We start from the raw sequence: 15,358 nt of genomic DNA on the forward strand, positions 1-15,358 counted from the left end.
GCGTGAAAGGGTAATCAGATTCGGGCTGGATCTATGGTCAGCCCAGTTCGACCCACACGGGCAGGTGGTCCGAGCCGGTTGCCTTCCGGTCGACCCACAGGCGCTTCAGCGAGCGGGCAAGCGAGGCGCTGGTGAAGACGTAGTCGATGCGCTTGTGGCGGCTGGCGTTGGTTGGGTCCTTGGGGTCGACCAAGCTGACGAGATCGTCGCCGGCGATATTGAGGCGCACGGCGGCGTCGACGGCGAAGTCGGCGGTCAGCGGCATGCCGAATTCATGGTCCGGCCGGCCGGCAAGTTCGACATATTCGGGCGAGCCGGCCAGCATGTTGAAATCGCCCATGCCGACAAAGGCTTCCGGATGCGGCAGTTCCGGCAGGCCGATCTCGGCGACGCCGGAGAGCGCACCGCCTTCGAGCGCGTAATTCAACAGGCGCTGGCGCAGGAACTGGATCTGGCTGGCGCGCTCGACCGGGCTGCGGTGATCGAGATGGATGGAATAGAAGCGGATGAAACCAAGCGGCGTCTCGATAAGCGCTTCCAGCGCGCCGCGCTGGAAGTTCATCATCTCGAAGCTGCGGCTGCGCGGCAGAAGCAGGTTGCGCGACAGATGAATGGGCGTCTTCGACAAGACCATGTTGCCGAGCTGGAAGGTCGTGGTGATGGCGCGGCCGTCCTCGATGCGCGAGCCGATATTGGCCTCGAAATTGCTGCCATAGACGGCGAAATAATCGGGCAGTGCCTCGCCGATCTCGGCGACCATGTCGCGGCTGCCATTCCTGGGATTGTTGCGGGTGACCTCCTGCAGGGCGATCACATCGGCGCCGCGCACGGCGTCGGCAATACGCCCGACATCGTAGCGTCCATCGAGGCCGATGCCGTATTGAATGTTGTAGGTTACAAGCTTCATGCAGCAGTCTTTCCGATCAACCCACGCGGCCATCGTCATAAAACGGCCTCGCCCTTGGCCGCGCCTTGGTTTAGAGCAAGGCCCAAGGTTTAGAGCAATGCCGCAAGGCCAATAAAAGAAACTGCGATCCAATGAAATTTCTCGATCAAGCCAAGGTCTATGTCCGCTCCGGCGACGGCGGCGCCGGTTCGGTGTCGTTCCGGCGCGAAAAATTCATCGAGTTCGGCGGGCCGGATGGCGGCGATGGCGGCCGTGGCGGCGATGTCTGGCTGGAAGCGGTCAACGGGCTGAACACGCTGATCGACTATCGCTACCAGCAGCATTTCAAGGCCAAGACCGGCGTCCATGGCATGGGCCGCAACATGACCGGCGCCAAGGGCGCCGATGTCACGCTGAAAGTGCCGGCCGGAACGCAGGTCTTCGAGGAAGACAATGAAACGATGATCTGCGACATGACCGTGGTCGGCCAGCGGTTTCTGCTGGCCAAGGGCGGCAATGGCGGCTTCGGCAACCAGCATTTCAAGACCTCGACCAACCAGGCGCCGCGCCGCGCCAATCCGGGTCAACCCGGCGAGGAGCTCAACATCTGGCTCAGGCTGAAGCTGATCGCCGATGCCGGGCTGGTCGGGCTGCCCAATGCCGGCAAATCGACCTTTCTCGCCGCCGTCACCGCCGCCAAGCCGAAGATCGCCGACTATCCCTTCACCACGCTGCATCCAGGCTTGGGAGTCGCGCGCATCGATGCGCGCGAGTTCGTCATCGCCGACATTCCCGGCCTTATCGAAGGCGCGCATGAAGGCGTCGGCATCGGCGACCGCTTCCTCGGCCATGTCGAGCGCACGCGTGTGCTGCTGCATCTGGTTTCGGCGCAGGAGGAAAATCCCGGCAAGGCCTACAAGACCGTGCGCGGCGAACTCGAAGCCTATGGCCACGGCCTGACCGACAAGGCCGAGATCCTGGCGCTTTCCCAGGTCGATACGCTCGACGCCGACGCACGCAAGAAGAAGGTCGCTTCGCTCAAACGCGCCGCCGGGCGTGCGCCGATGCTGCTGTCGGCCGTCACCGGCGAGGGCGTCGAGGCGGTGCAGCGCGCGCTTATGGCGGTGATCGCCGAAGCCCGCGCGCAAATTGCCACCCCGGTCGAGACGCGCTGGGAAAAGTAGGCCATGCAGTCGCTCAGGAAATACCGGCGCATCACAGTCAAGATCGGCTCGGCGCTGCTCGTCGACCGCACGAGCGGCCTGAAGCGCGACTGGCTGGCCTCGCTCGCCGACGATATCGCCGTGCTCGCCAATGGCGGTGCCGAGATCCTCGTCGTGTCGTCGGGCGCCATCGCGCTTGGCCGGACCATTCTTGGCCTCGGCAAGAGGGCGTTGAAGCTCGAGGAAAGCCAGGCTGCGGCCGCCGTCGGCCAGATTGCGCTGGCCGGCGCCTGGTCGGACGCACTCGGCAAAGGTGCCCTGAAGTCGGGCCAGATCCTTTTGACGCTCGGCGACACCGAGGAGCGGCGCCGCTACCTCAACGCGCGCGCGACGATCTCGACGCTGCTCAAGATGAAGGCCGTGCCGGTCATCAACGAGAACGACACGGTAGCGACCTCCGAAATCCGCTATGGCGACAACGACCGGCTGGCCGCGCGGGTGGCGACGATGATGGGCGCCGATCTGCTGGTGCTGCTGTCCGACATTGACGGGCTCTACACCGCGCCGCCGGCGCGCGATCCGCAGGCCAAGTTCATTCCGGTGGTCGACCGCATCACGCCTGACATCGAGGCGATGGCGGGTGCGGCCGCTTCCGAGCTGTCGCGCGGCGGGATGCGGACAAAACTCGATGCCGGCAAGATCGCCAATGCAGCGGGCACCGCTATGATCATCACGTCGGGCACTAGGCTGTCGCCGCTGATGGCGATCGAGCGCGGCGAGCGCGCGACGTTCTTCAAGCCCAGCGCCAATCCGGTAAAGGGCTACAAGACCTGGATCGCCGGCCAGCTCGAACCGGCCGGGCGGCTGACCGTCGATGTCGGCGCCATCGGCGCGCTCTTGTCGGGCAAATCGCTGCTGCCGGCCGGCGTCAAACTGGTCAGCGGCAATTTCTCGCGCGGTGACACGGTGGCGATCCTGTCGCCCGAGGGCCGCGAGATCGCGCGCGGGCTGGTTGCCTATGATGCCGCTGATGCCGTCAGGATCGCAGGCCTGAAGACGACCGAGATCGAGACGGTGCTCGGTTACGAGGCGCGCTCGGCGATGATCCACCGCGACGATCTTGTGGTGAGCGGCGCGGCCGGCTGAGGCAAGGCTCCAGACGCGTTACTTGTCAGGGCTGGGCGGCCATTTGGGCGGATTGCGGTACCTTTCCTCAACGTCGCGTTGAGTTTTCAGCAACTCGCTGCAGCCTCCCATCTCGGCTTCGATGCCCGCCTTGGCTCGTCGGTCGACCTCGATTTGAGAAATGTTGTCGTCGCCGGCGACGACATCGCGAATAAGCTCGTCGGTTGTCGTTATTTTTGCAGTTGTACCGTCCTTCGTCCTCTTTCTATTTCCGCCTCAAGCCGGGCGCGCGGCCCGCATCCATGAAACTCCTCGACAACCACCGCGATCCGAGAGGGCGGTGTCGCCGGCGCGCCGCAATAGCGTTCAGCAAAAGCCAGTTGCACCATCAAGCTGTACATAACCATAGCCTTGCCGTCCGGGCTCTCGCCGGGTTCGATCTTGTCATCACAGTAATCGGCGGCGCGGAGGCCGGTGGGCGCCAGCATAGTGGCCAATGTAAAGAGGACTACGGCGCTCTTCATGCTGCCTCCCAAATTCGCAGCCATTGCCGCGAGGGCCAGCCGCGTGTAAATCCACCAAGCTTCACCGGAGCGGTCAGATGTTGAACAAACACCAAGGCGAAGATGTAGTCAGTTTGATGGCACGGGCAGGTCGCAAGGCCCGCGCTGCCGCTCGACCGCTGGCCATCGCCACCACCGCCGCCAAGAATGCCGCGCTCGTTGCCATGGCCGACGCGATCATTTCACGTGAGCAGGAGATTCTCGACGCCAACGCCATCGATGTCTCGAATGGCCACGAATCCGGCTTGTCCGGCTCCTTCATGGACCGGCTGAAGCTCGATCCGGCGCGCATTCGTGCCATGGCGGACGGCATTCGCGAGATCGCCGAACTCAAGGATCCGGTCGGCGACGTGACCGCCGCGTGGCAGCGGCCGAACGGCCTGCAGATCGAGCGCGTGCGTACGCCGCTCGGCGTTGTCGGCGTCATCTATGAGAGTCGCCCCAATGTGACGGCGGATGCCGGCGCGCTCTGCCTCAAGGCCGGCAATCCGGTGATCCTGCGCGGCGGCTCGGATTCGCTCAATTCGTCCGCCGCTATCCATGCCTGCCTGGTCGAGGGGCTGAAGGCGGCCGGTCTGCCCGAGGATGCCATCCAGCTGGTGCCGACCACCGACCGCGCCGCGGTCGGCGAAATGCTCAAGGGGCTCGGCGGCAATCTCGACGTGATCATTCCGCGTGGCGGCAAAAGCCTCGTCGGGCGGGTGCAGAGCGAGGCGCGCGTGCCGGTCTTCGCCCACCTCGAAGGCATCTGCCACCTCTACATCGACCGATCCGCCGACCTCGACATGGCGGTCAGGATCGCTGTCAACGCCAAGATGCGGCGCACCGGCGTCTGCGGCGCGGCCGAAACGCTGCTGGTCGACCGCGCCGTGGCATCAAGCCATCTGGTGCCGATCCTCGATGCCTTGCGCGCCGCCGGCTGTGAAATCCATGCCGATGCCGAGGTACTGAAGCTGTTCTTCGACGCCAAACCGGCTGATGATGCCGACTGGGTGACGGAATATCTCGACGCCATCATCGCGGTGAAGCTGGTCGACGGCATCAGTGGCGCGATCGAGCACATCGAAACCTTCTCCTCGCATCACACCGAGGCGATCATCGCGGAGGATCCGAAGGCCGTCGAAAGATTCTTCAACGAGATCGATTCGGCGATCCTGCTGCACAATGCCTCGACGCAGTTCGCCGATGGCGGCGAGTTCGGCATGGGCGCCGAAATCGGCATCGCCACCGGCAAGATGCATGCACGCGGGCCGGTCGGCGTCGAGCAACTGACCTCGTTCAAATACCGTGTGCGCGGGTCGGGACAGGTGAGGCCTTGACGCTTTTCGCCGCCAGAGCCTGAAGCGATGCTGGCTTCTTCCGAACCGGCGGTGCCCTCCAGCTATCTGAAGATGCCGCATGCCGAGAAGGGGCTGGCGGTCGGCCTGTTCGGCGGTTCGTTCAACCCACCGCATGCCGGTCACGCGCTGGTCGCCGAGATCGCGCTCAGGCGCCTGGCGCTCGACCAGCTGTGGTGGATGGTGACGCCGGGCAATCCCCTGAAGAGCACGCGCGAGCTGGCGCCGCTCGCCGAGCGCATCATGCTTTCCGAGAAGATCGCCAAGAACCCGAAGATCAAGGTCACCGCCTTCGAGGCGGCGCATCATGTGCGCTACACCGCCGACACGCTGGCTCTGGTCAAGGCGCGCAATCCCGGCGTCGAGTTCGTCTGGATCATGGGCGCGGATAGTTTGCGGGACTTCCATCGCTGGCAGCGCTGGCGCGAGATCGTGCTTACCTTTCCGATCGCGGTCATCGATCGTCCGGGCGCCACGCTGTCCTTCCTGTCGTCGGTCGTCGCCAAGACCTTCGACTATGCCCGCATCGACGAGGGCGACGCGCCGCTTCTCGCCCGTATGAAGGCGCCGGCCTGGACCTTCATTCACGGTCCACGTTCGTCCCTGTCGTCGAGCGCGATCCGCAAGATGGCGAGGGAATAAGGGCTCTTCGCGGCAGGAGGAGCCAGTATTTCGGGCGCGCGACATGTCGTTTTTACATCGGTGTTCGCCCCGCCAATCAGCGATGCTCGCGGACATGGCAACTCAAACCAAGACCCAACCCGCAGTCGATCCGGAACAGGGCAGTGCTCCCGCGCCGCTGATCGCCATTGCCAGCGTCATCGTGTCGATGGCGCTGATTGCCATCGGCAACGGGCTGATGTTCGCCTACATCCCCGTCCGGCTTGGCGTCGAGGGCTTCGATCCGACCTGGGCCGGGCTGATCGTCACCGGGCTGTCGGCCGGCGGCCTTGCCGGCTGCATTCTGACCGGGCCGCTGGTGCGCAGGGTCGGCCACGCGCGCGCCTTCATGGTGCTGTCGGCGCTGATCGCGCTGTCCAATGCCGCCATCGGCGCCGGTCCGCACCCGCTGCTGTGGATCGCAGCGCGCGCGCTTTACGGCTTTGCCATATGCGGCCTGTTCATCGTCGCGCAGAGCTGGCTCAACGATGCGCTGCCGAACGCCATACGCGGCCGGGTGATGGCGGTGTTCTATGTCGCCTACATCGCGGGCCTGGGTGTGGGCTATGCGACGCTGGCCGTCATCGACATCCACACGGCCGCCGCGTCGCTGATCGGCATCACCTTTACCGCCCTGTCGATCCTGCCCGTCGGCATGACGCGCCTTGCACAGCCGCCGGCGCCGCAGGCGGCTTCGGTGGCGCTGCGCCAGGCCTGGCGGATTTCGCCGGTCGGCGTCGCCGGCATGCTGGCGGTCGGCGGGCTGTCGATGATCATTTCCGGCTTCGCGCCCATCCACGCCACGGCCAAGGGCTACAGCCAAGGCGATGTCGCGCTGCTGCTGTCGGCCATGCCGGTCGGCACGCTGATCCTGCAGATACCGCTCGGCTGGCTCTCCGACCGCACCGACCGGCGTTACGTGCTTGCGGGTGCGGCGGCATTGGCGGTCGTCGCCAGCTTGCTCGCCATCACCTTCGACGGCGGCGCGCTGATGGCGCTGGTGGTGATCTACCTGATCTGGGACGGGGCGGCGGAATCGATTTACGCGCTGTCCAGCGCGCATGCCGCCGACCGCGCCAGGAAGGACGAACTGCTCGCTCTGTCGAGCTCAATGCTGTTTGCCTGGTCGCTGGCCGGCTTCGTGGTGCCGGGCATCGTCACGGCGCTATCCGCCGTCTTCGGCACGGCGACCTTCATCTATGTCGGCATCGTCATCGCTTCGGTATTCTGCCTGTTCGTGCTGTGGCGCGTGATCGCGGTGCGTCCTGTTCCGGCGGCCGCCACGGGCAGTTTCGCGCCGATGTCGGCGCAGGCACCCTTGCCGGTGGAACTCGCTTTCGCGCCGGACGAAGAGGTCCGCCGCAGGGGCGACTGATTATTGCTTGCGCGCCTCGGGCGGCGCCGCTTGCGGAGGCGGCAGCGGGATCGAAATCCCTTCGCTGTCGAAGGCCTGCTTGGCGCGTTTCGTCATGTCGATCTGGGTGGCGAAATAGTCCGCCGCCGCCGTCCAGTAGCGCAAGGTGAGCGAAACGGTGGTGTCGCCGAGCCCGGCCACGAAGGCGATCGGCGCCGGTTCGCGGCGGATGCGCTTCTCGGCGCCGGCAATGGCAAGCAATGTCTTCTGCGCCCGGTCTATGTCGTTCCAGGAGCCGATGCTCAGCGTGATGTCGGTGCGGCGCACGCCGTTGCGGGTGAAATTGCGCACCGGCTGGTTCCACAGCGTCGAATTGGGCGCCAGTATGTAAACGCCGTCGGCGGTCCTGAGCCTGGTGGCGAAGAGGCCGATTTCCTCGATCGAACCTGATATGGAGCCGACCTCGACGGACTCACCGATGCGGAACGGCCGCAGCGCCAGAAGCATGATGCCGGCCGCGATGTTCTGCAATGTGCCCTGCAGCGCCAGACCGATGGCGAGGCCGATGGCGCCGATCGCGGCGATGATCGATGCGGTCTGCACGCCGAACTGGCCGAGCACCATGATGACGACAAGGATCAGGATCGCATAGCGAACGATCTTGGAAAAGAAATGCCGCAGCGTCGCGTCGAAGCCGTGGATGTGGCCGAGGCCAGCCGAGATCGAGCGCTCGGCAAGGTTGGCGACGATATAGCCGACCACCAGGAGGATGACGGCACCGATGGCGGAGAAGGAATAGGAGACGATCAGCGTACTGAGCTGCGCGAGGCCGGCCTGGACGGTGAGAAGGGTGTTTTGCGGGTCGATCGGCATGGCGGGATTCCGGTTGGTCGGTCAGCCGACAACCCCTCCAGCACGCCTGGGTTCCGATATTTTTGCGTGTCGCGTGGAACAATGTCCCAGTCGGCGAGTTCGCGTGAGTAGGGGCTCCGTCTTGAAACTGCAACGGAACTCTGCCTATCTAAGGGGTGTCACCCGCTTTTAGGGGTGATTTGGTTGTTCTTGCTGCGAAAGGAAATACACTGAGAACACCACTGCGGAAGAGGGCCGATATCGTGCCTTCGCCGGCCAGGATCAGCGTAGACGACGCCGTGTCCCGCGCCATCAAGACAGTCCTTGTCAGTCTGGAAGACTCCAAGGCCGAAAATATTGTCTCAATCGACATTCAGGGGAAATCGAGCCTCGGCGACTACATGGTCGTCGCGTCGGGCCGATCGCACCGTCATGTCGCGGCTGTCGCCGATCATCTCCTCAAGGCGCTCAAGGATGCCGGCCTCGGCACAGCGCGCGTCGAGGGATTGTCCGGCGCCGACTGGGTCCTGATCGATTCTGGCGATATCATCGTCCACGTCTTCCGCCCCGAAGTCCGCGAATTCTACAATCTCGAAAAGATGTGGCAGGCGCCGGATCTCGAGGAAGAGACCCTCCACTAAGCCGCCCGGGTCGTCGCCCAAATCAGATTTCACCTTTGGGTGACAGGCACGAACGGCTTATAGAGGCGGGATGAAGATTTCAGTTCATGCCGTGGGCCGAATGAAAGCCGGCCCCGAGCGGGAGTTGGCCGACCGCTATTTCGAGCGCTTCGCCAAGAGCGGACCCGGCGTGGGCCTTGAATTCGCCGGGATCACCGAGATCGCCGAGGGCCGCGCGCAGAGCGCCAGCGAGCGCCAGCGCGACGAAGGCTCGCGGCTGCAGGCTCAGTTGCAGCCAGGCACGGCCCTCATCCTGCTCGACGAGCGCGGCAAGAGCCTGTCCTCAGCGGATTTCGCCGGCCGTATCGGCCAGTTGCGCGATGGCGGACGCAAAGCGCTGGTGCTCGCCATAGGCGGCGCCGACGGCCATGATCCATCGCTGCGTGACCAGGCGGAGCTGGTGATGTCGTTCGGGGCGCTCACCTGGCCGCATCAACTGGTGCGCGTCATGCTGGGGGAGCAGCTCTACAGGGTCGCGACGATCCTGTCCGGCCATCCCTACCACAGGTCGTGAAAGCGGCCTGGTCGCGCAGAATTTAGCCCCAATGCCGCGCAAGATTACCGTGGGTTGGTTTTCCTTTGCATGTCGTTATTCGCGCGGTTGGGGCGACGCGCGTTAACATGGTTGATGATTCGTTAACGAAGCCGCGGATAGAGTCCACCGTGCATGGCTGATGGCTGGAAATCGACGAGGGGCTCATTGATAGGGGGCTCATGGCGCGCGCGCTGCGGTATCGCGGCTGCGATCGTCCTGTCGTTTCATGCGGCGCGGGCCGAAAACACCCTCGACATGGCGCCCGATCCGGACCAGAGCCGCGCCGAATACGAGCAGGTTTCCAAGGAAATCACGCTGTCGTCTGAAAGGCTGGCACAGCTCGCCGCCGACATCGCCGCCGTCAAGAAGGACCATGCCTCGATCACCGCCGCCCTGATCCAGTCGGCGATGACCGAGCAGAAGCTTGGCCAGGACATCGAGGACATCGGCGCCAAGCTGGAAGGGCTGAAGGGCCAGCAGCAGAAGATCCGCGCTTCGCTGATGGCGCGGCGCGACGTGCTGGCCGAAGTGCTGGGCGCCCTGCAGCGCATGGGACTCAACCCGCCGCCGGCGATCCTGGTCAAGCCGGAGGACGCGCTGTCGTCGGTGCGCAGCGCCATCCTGCTCGGCGCCGTGGTGCCGGAACTGCGCCAGCAGACCGACGCGCTGCTGACCGACCTCAAGGAACAGACCCGGGTGACGGCCTCGATCGAAGCCGAACGGGCGCGACTGACGGCGGCGGTCGGCGAGCAGGCGGCGGAGAAGAAACGGCTCGGCATGCTGCTCGAAGCCAAGCAGAAGCTCGAGGCCGACACGAAGGCGCAAATGGCGGCCGAGCAGCAGCGTTCCGAGCAATTGGCGGCCAAGGCCAGCAGCCTGAAGGACCTCATCGCCTCGCTCGAAGCGCAAGCCGACAAGACCCGCAAGGCCGCCGATGCCGCCAAGGCGGCCGCTGCCGGTCAGGCGGGTAGCGCCGAGTCCGATGGCACGGCGCCGAGTGGCGACCAGACGGCGTCGCTACAGGTTCCCGAGGGCAACAGATTGACCGCGGCAGCACCTTTCTCGGCGCTGCAGGGACAGATCGCCCTGCCGGTCACAGGCCGCATCAAACGCCGGTTTGGCGCCGACGACGGTAACGGCGCCTTGATGCTTGGGGACATGGTTGCGACACAATCGGGAGCCATCGTCACCGCGCCGGCGGATGGGAATGTGCTTTATGCGGGGCCGTTTCGCTCCTATGGTCAACTCTTGATCCTCAATGCCGGCGACGGTTATCATGTCGTCTTGGCTGGGATGAGCAGAATCAGCGTCGTGACTGGCCAGTCGGTGCTCGCAGGAGAGCCGGTCGGCGCGATGGGAGAAGCCCGGGTGGCAAGCACCTCGGTTTCGAAGAATGGAAATGCCACGCCGGAACTCTATGTCGAGTTCCGCAAGGATGGAAAACCCGTCGATCCGGCCCCATGGTGGGCGGACCGTTTTTCTGGAAGGACGTGAAATGATGCGGAAACTGTCGCTTCTGTTTGCCGGTGCGCTGATGGGCGCGTCCGCCATGAGCCTTGTCTATGGCGCTCCCGGCTCGGCGGCGAACGCTGCGGGATCGGAGACCTACAAGCAACTGGCGATCTTCGGCGACATCTTCGAGCGGGTGCGGGCGCAGTACGTGACCCCGCCCGACGACAAGTCGCTGGTCGAGAACGCCATCAACGGCATGCTTTCCTCGCTCGACCCGCATTCCTCCTACATGAACGCCGAGCAGGCGCAGGACATGCGCGTGCAGACCAAGGGCGAGTTCGGCGGCCTCGGCATCGAGGTCACCATGGAGAACGACCTGGTCAAGGTGATCACGCCGATCGACGACACGCCGGCCGCCAAGGCTGGCGTGCTGGCCGGCGACTATATCGCCAAGATCGACGGCGAGGAGGTTCGCGGCCTGACGCTCAACGACGCGGTCGACAAGATGCGCGGCCTGGTCAACACGCCGATCAAGCTGACCATCCTGCGCCAGGGCGCCGACAAGCCGATCGAACTGACCGTCGTGCGCGACATCATCAAGGTCAAGGCGGTCAAGTTCCGGGTCGAGAACGATATCGGCTACATGAAGATCACCTCCTTCACCGAAAAGACCTATGACGATCTCGAGAACGCCATCGACACCATCAAGAAGCAGGTGCCGGACGACAAGCTGAAGGGCTATGTGCTCGACCTGCGCCTCAACCCGGGCGGCCTGCTGGACCAGGCGGTGAGCGTCTCGGATGCCTTCCTCAAGCGCGGCGAGATCGTCTCGACGCGCGGCCGCGATCCGAAGGACGTCACCCGCTTCGACGCCAAGCCCAAGCAGACCGACGACATCAACGGCAAGCCGATGATCGTGCTCGTCAATGGCGGCTCGGCCAGCGCTTCGGAAATCGTCGCCGGCGCGCTGCAGGACCTGCGCCGTGTCACGGTGGTCGGCACGCAGTCCTTCGGCAAGGGTTCGGTGCAGACCATCATTCCGCTCGGCGAAAATGGCGCGCTCAGGCTGACGACGGCGCTCTATTACACGCCGTCGGGCAAGTCGATCCAGGGCAAGGGCATCACGCCCGACATCAAGGTCGATCAGCCGCTGCCGCCGGAACTGCAGGGCAGGGACCTGACCCGCGGCGAATCCGATCTCAAGGGCCATATCAAGGGCGCCGACGAGAGCTCGACCGGTTCCGGTTCGGCCGCTTATGTGCCGCCGGATCCGAAGGACGACCTGCAGCTCATCTATGCCGAGCAGCTGCTGCGCGGCCAGAAGACCGATCCCTCCTTCCCGCCCAATCCGGAAAAGGCCGTGCTCAACCAGTAAGGCCGCAACCGGTCTGGCCGGTTGAACGAAGCAATGCGATGCTGCCGGGACCGAAAGGTTCCGGCAGTTTGATTCGGAGGCCAGGACCAGGCCTCCAGATACGGCGCCGCGCCAGGATTGATGAATTCGTGCATGTCTTGCCGAAGGCGGTCGCCTTCGGAACCGTGCGCACCGGGGACAGGGCTTGGCTGATATCGGCAAGGACATCGAACGCCCGCTTGGACAGAGCGTCCGGGCGCCGCGCGCCTCCGGCAAGGTCAGCGTCGGCGTGATCGCGGCGAGCGCGGTCGTGCTGGCGGTGGTCGGCGTCTCCGCCGCGATCGCGCTCAGGGAAAAGCCGTTTCGAAAACCGCAGGAAGTCGCCGTTTCGACGCCGAAAGTGACCGCTTCGGCCGAGCCCGCCACGTCGCCTCCCGCCCTGGCTCCGGCGGCGACGCCAAAGGCGGAGACGAAGGACTTGTCGACGAAGAGCGGCGGTCCGAAGATCATTCATGTGCAGACGGAAGAGGGCGATGGCCCGCCCAAGGCGGCAATCGTCATTCGCGATCCATCGACCGTCGGCCAGAATCTCAAGATCGCGCATATTCCCGACAAGGCGCTGATCGAAACCAGTGAAACCGGACCCTTGCCGACGCGCTCCGCCGACGGAAGGCGGCCTTTCGACGTCTATGCGCGGCCGTGGTCGGGCTCGCGTGGGGCGCGCGTGGCGATCGTCATCGGCGGGCTCGCGGTTTCGCAGACGGGCACCCAGGCTGCCATCGCCAAGCTGCCGGCGGAAGTGACGCTCGCCTTCGCGCCACAGGGCAACAGCATCGGCCGCTGGATGCAGGCCGCGCGGCAGAGCGGCCACGAGGTCGTCATGCAGGTGCCGCTCGAGCCGTTCGATTACCCGAACGTCAATCCTGGCCGCAACACGCTGACAGTTGCGGCGACCCCCGACGAGAATCTGAAAAACCTGCACTGGGCGCTGTCGCGGACGACGAACTATACCGGGATCATGAACTATATGGGGGCGCGGTTTTCCGCCGACGCGGCGGCGATGGAACCGTTCATGGCCGAACTCGGCAAAAGGGGCCTCGCCTATATCGACGACGGCTCGTCGGCGCGCAGCCTGGCGCCCGACATGGCGCTCAGGGATGGCGTGCCTTTCGTCGCCGGCGACACGGCGATCGATGCGGTGCAGGATCGTGGCGCCATCCTCAAGAAACTGGACAGTCTCGAAGCGACAGCGCGGGCCAAGGGCAGCGCCGTTGGTATCGGCTCGGCTTTCGACCTGACAGTCGACACGGTGTCGTCATGGGTGGGCGAGGCCAAGAAACGCGGCATCGAGATCGTGCCGATTTCGGCTGTGGCCATCGATCCGCAAAAAAGATAGCCATCGGAAAACGGCTCGGAAGATTGAATGATGGCAAGGACTGGCAAGGTCGACCGCGAAACACTGCCCTATCGCCCCTGTGTCGGGTTGATGATCCTCAATGCGCAAGGCCTCGTCTGGGTCGGGCACCGCATTGCCGAACCCGACAGCGAATTTTCAGGCACGACACAGCTCTGGCAGATGCCGCAAGGCGGCATCGACAAGGGCGAGGAGCCGCTGCAGGCGGCGGAGCGGGAGCTCTACGAGGAGACCGGCATGCGCAGCGTCTCGCTGCTCGCCGAAGCGCCGGACTGGATCAATTACGACCTGCCGGACCATCTCGTCGGCATTGCCTTCAAGGGGCGGTATCGCGGCCAGACGCAGAAATGGTTCGCCTTCCGCTTCAACGGCGACACCAGCGAGATCCAGATCAACCCGCCGCCGGGCGGCCACACCGCTGAATTCGACAAATGGTCATGGCGGCCGATGCAGGATCTTCCGGAGCTTATCGTGCCGTTCAAGCGCAAGGTCTATGAGGACGTGGTGGCGGCGTTCCGGCATCTGGTGCCATATCGCCGGATGGTTGCCGCGCCGGCCGGGCGGCTCTATTGATGTTTATCCGCTGCAAGCAGGGTCGCCATGAACGACGCCCCCAAAAAGTCTCTGCCCGATGACGTCGCCGCCGTAAGCCAGGAGGCCGCGGGGGCCATTCTCACCATCGATCTCGGTGCGATTCGCGAAAATTACCGGCGGCTCAAGGCATTGCTGGGCGGCGCGCGTTGTGCCGGCGTGGTCAAGGCCGACGGCTACGGCCTCGGCGCACGCCAGGTGGCATCGGCGCTGGCGGAGGAAGGCTGCGGCATCTTCTTCGTCGCGCTGCTGGCCGAAGGCATCGCCTTGCGCAAGGCGATCGGGGCCGGACCCGAAATCTACGTGCTGAACGGGCTGCCGCCCGGTTCCGAGCCTGAGGCGGTGGCGGCTGGCCTGTGCGCGGTGATCAACAGCGGCGCGCAACTCGAAGCCTGGCGCGCCGCGGCCCGCCGCGTCGGCAGAACACTTCCGGCCGCCATCCAGGTCGACAGCGGCATGTCCCGGCTTGGCATGGCGCCGGCCGAAATAGACGCGGTCGCCGGCGATGCCGCCGCGTTCGACGGTATCGGCGTCAGATACGTGATGAGCCACCTGGCCTGCGCGGACGAGCCGCGCCATCCGGCCAACGAACAGCAGCGGTTGGCTTTCGAGCGGCTGCGCGCCCTGCTGCCCGAGGCGCCCGCCTCGCTCGCCAATTCCTCCGGCATCTTTCTCGGGCAGTCTTACCATTATGATCTCGCCCGTCCCGGCGCCGCGCTCTACGGCATCAATCCGACGCCCGCCGAACCCAACCCGATGCTGCCTGTCGTGCGGCTGCAGGCGAAGGTGGCGCAGACGCGCGATGTCGAAAAAGGCACCGGCATCGGCTATGGCCACACCTATCACGCGGATGGCCCGCTCAGCCTGGCGACGATCTCGTTCGGCTATGCGGATGGCTGGCTGCGCCGGTCCGCCTCGGCCGCCTGGTTCGAGGGAGTGCGCCTGCCCTTCCTCGGGCGGGTGTCGATGGATTCGATCATTCTCGACATATCGGCGCTCCCGCCCGGCAAGCTTGGCGAAGGGGATCTCGTCGAACTGCTCGGCCCCTCGCAAAGCGTCGATGACGCCGCCGGCCATGCCGGCACGATCGGCTACGAAATCCTGGCCAGCCTCGGAACGCGCTTCCACCGGCACTATCTCGGCGGCTGAGCGGTTTGGCCGCGCTTGACAAGCGGGCGCCTGTCGGCAAGGTTTGGGGCATGAGCAACCTCGCTTATACCAGAACCTTGTTCAGGGTCTGCCCGATCGCGGGATCGTAGCCCCGGCGCGGCCGCCTTCCGGCGTCCGTCCGTACCGGGGCATCCATACATCCACCATCGTCATCAAGTCGTCAGCTCCCGTCGGCTGCCGGCTTTCATCAGGCCGCCGTCAGCGCGGCGGCAAGCGCGCATC

15 protein-coding genes are annotated in these 15,358 nt (G+C 65.0%); 12 read left to right on the forward strand and 3 right to left on the reverse strand.

Annotation, left to right across the window (positions count from 1 at the left end):
- Positions 1 to 37: 37 nt before the first annotated feature.
- On the reverse strand, positions 38 to 907 hold the full coding sequence (locus LB569_RS13865; protein WP_224692825.1) for an endonuclease/exonuclease/phosphatase family protein: 870 nt from the start codon (positions 905 to 907) through the stop codon (positions 38 to 40).
- 131 nt (positions 908 to 1,038) lie between these two features.
- Here LB569_RS13865 and obgE point away from each other — a divergent pair, with 131 nt between their 5' ends.
- Both obgE and proB read left to right on the forward strand, forming a co-directional pair.
- On the forward strand, positions 1,039 to 2,070 hold the full coding sequence (obgE, locus tag LB569_RS13870; protein ID WP_224692826.1) for a GTPase ObgE: 1,032 nt from the start codon (positions 1,039 to 1,041) through the stop codon (positions 2,068 to 2,070).
- Positions 2,071 to 2,073: 3 nt separating this feature from the next.
- Positions 2,074 to 3,195, forward strand: a complete 1,122-nt coding sequence (proB, locus tag LB569_RS13875; RefSeq protein WP_224692827.1) for a glutamate 5-kinase — start codon at positions 2,074 to 2,076, stop codon at positions 3,193 to 3,195.
- 209 nt (positions 3,196 to 3,404) lie between these two features.
- On the opposite strand, the gene LB569_RS13880 is transcribed toward proB, so the two are convergent.
- Complete coding sequence (locus LB569_RS13880; protein WP_224692828.1) at positions 3,405 to 3,698, reverse strand: hypothetical protein; 294 nt, start codon at positions 3,696 to 3,698, stop codon at positions 3,405 to 3,407.
- Positions 3,699 to 3,775: 77 nt separating this feature from the next.
- Here LB569_RS13880 and LB569_RS13885 point away from each other — a divergent pair, with 77 nt between their 5' ends.
- The 3 genes from LB569_RS13885 to LB569_RS13895 all read left to right on the forward strand — a co-directional run bounded on the left by LB569_RS13885 (position 3,776) and on the right by LB569_RS13895 (position 7,109).
- Entirely contained in the window at positions 3,776 to 5,056 is a 1,281-nt protein-coding gene (locus LB569_RS13885; protein WP_140702505.1) for a glutamate-5-semialdehyde dehydrogenase, read from the forward strand.
- A 72-nt stretch (positions 5,057 to 5,128) separates the two neighbouring features.
- Complete coding sequence (locus tag LB569_RS13890; protein WP_140703873.1) at positions 5,129 to 5,716, forward strand: nicotinate-nucleotide adenylyltransferase; 588 nt, start codon at positions 5,129 to 5,131, stop codon at positions 5,714 to 5,716.
- A gap of 94 nt (positions 5,717 to 5,810) precedes the next feature.
- Positions 5,811 to 7,109 (forward strand): MFS transporter, encoded by a 1,299-nt coding sequence (locus LB569_RS13895; RefSeq protein ID WP_224692829.1) that lies wholly within the window; start codon positions 5,811 to 5,813, stop codon positions 7,107 to 7,109.
- Here the strand turns inward: LB569_RS13895 and LB569_RS13900 are convergent, their stop codons facing one another.
- Positions 7,110 to 7,961: a mechanosensitive ion channel family protein gene (locus LB569_RS13900; RefSeq protein WP_140702501.1), complete on the reverse strand. Its 852-nt coding sequence runs from the start codon at positions 7,959 to 7,961 to the stop codon at positions 7,110 to 7,112.
- Between the two features lie 242 nt (positions 7,962 to 8,203).
- Here LB569_RS13900 and rsfS point away from each other — a divergent pair, with 242 nt between their 5' ends.
- The 7 genes from rsfS (at position 8,204) to alr (ending at position 15,115) form a co-directional block, all read left to right on the forward strand.
- Entirely contained in the window at positions 8,204 to 8,581 is a 378-nt protein-coding gene (gene rsfS / locus LB569_RS13905; RefSeq protein WP_140702499.1) for a ribosome silencing factor, read from the forward strand.
- Positions 8,582 to 8,651: 70 nt separating this feature from the next.
- On the forward strand, positions 8,652 to 9,134 hold the full coding sequence (gene rlmH, locus LB569_RS13910; RefSeq protein WP_140702497.1) for a 23S rRNA (pseudouridine(1915)-N(3))-methyltransferase RlmH: 483 nt from the start codon (positions 8,652 to 8,654) through the stop codon (positions 9,132 to 9,134).
- A gap of 153 nt (positions 9,135 to 9,287) precedes the next feature.
- Entirely contained in the window at positions 9,288 to 10,649 is a 1,362-nt protein-coding gene (locus tag LB569_RS13915; RefSeq protein ID WP_224537459.1) for a murein hydrolase activator EnvC family protein, read from the forward strand.
- A 1-nt stretch (position 10,650) separates the two neighbouring features.
- A complete protein-coding gene (locus tag LB569_RS13920; RefSeq protein ID WP_224537461.1) occupies positions 10,651 to 11,982 on the forward strand; it encodes a S41 family peptidase in 1,332 nt (443 codons plus the stop codon).
- A gap of 184 nt (positions 11,983 to 12,166) precedes the next feature.
- Positions 12,167 to 13,357 (forward strand): divergent polysaccharide deacetylase family protein, encoded by a 1,191-nt coding sequence (locus tag LB569_RS13925; protein WP_224692830.1) that lies wholly within the window; start codon positions 12,167 to 12,169, stop codon positions 13,355 to 13,357.
- Positions 13,358 to 13,387: 30 nt separating this feature from the next.
- Positions 13,388 to 13,948, forward strand: a complete 561-nt coding sequence (locus LB569_RS13930) for an RNA pyrophosphohydrolase (protein WP_224692903.1) — start codon at positions 13,388 to 13,390, stop codon at positions 13,946 to 13,948.
- Positions 13,949 to 13,975: 27 nt separating this feature from the next.
- Positions 13,976 to 15,115, forward strand: coding sequence for an alanine racemase (gene alr, locus LB569_RS13935; protein WP_224692831.1), 1,140 nt, complete (start codon positions 13,976 to 13,978; stop codon positions 15,113 to 15,115).
- Positions 15,116 to 15,358: the final 243 nt, after the last annotated feature.

Source organism: Mesorhizobium sp. BH1-1-4 (genome assembly GCF_020165665.1).
Lineage (GTDB): Bacteria > Pseudomonadota > Alphaproteobacteria > Rhizobiales > Rhizobiaceae > Mesorhizobium.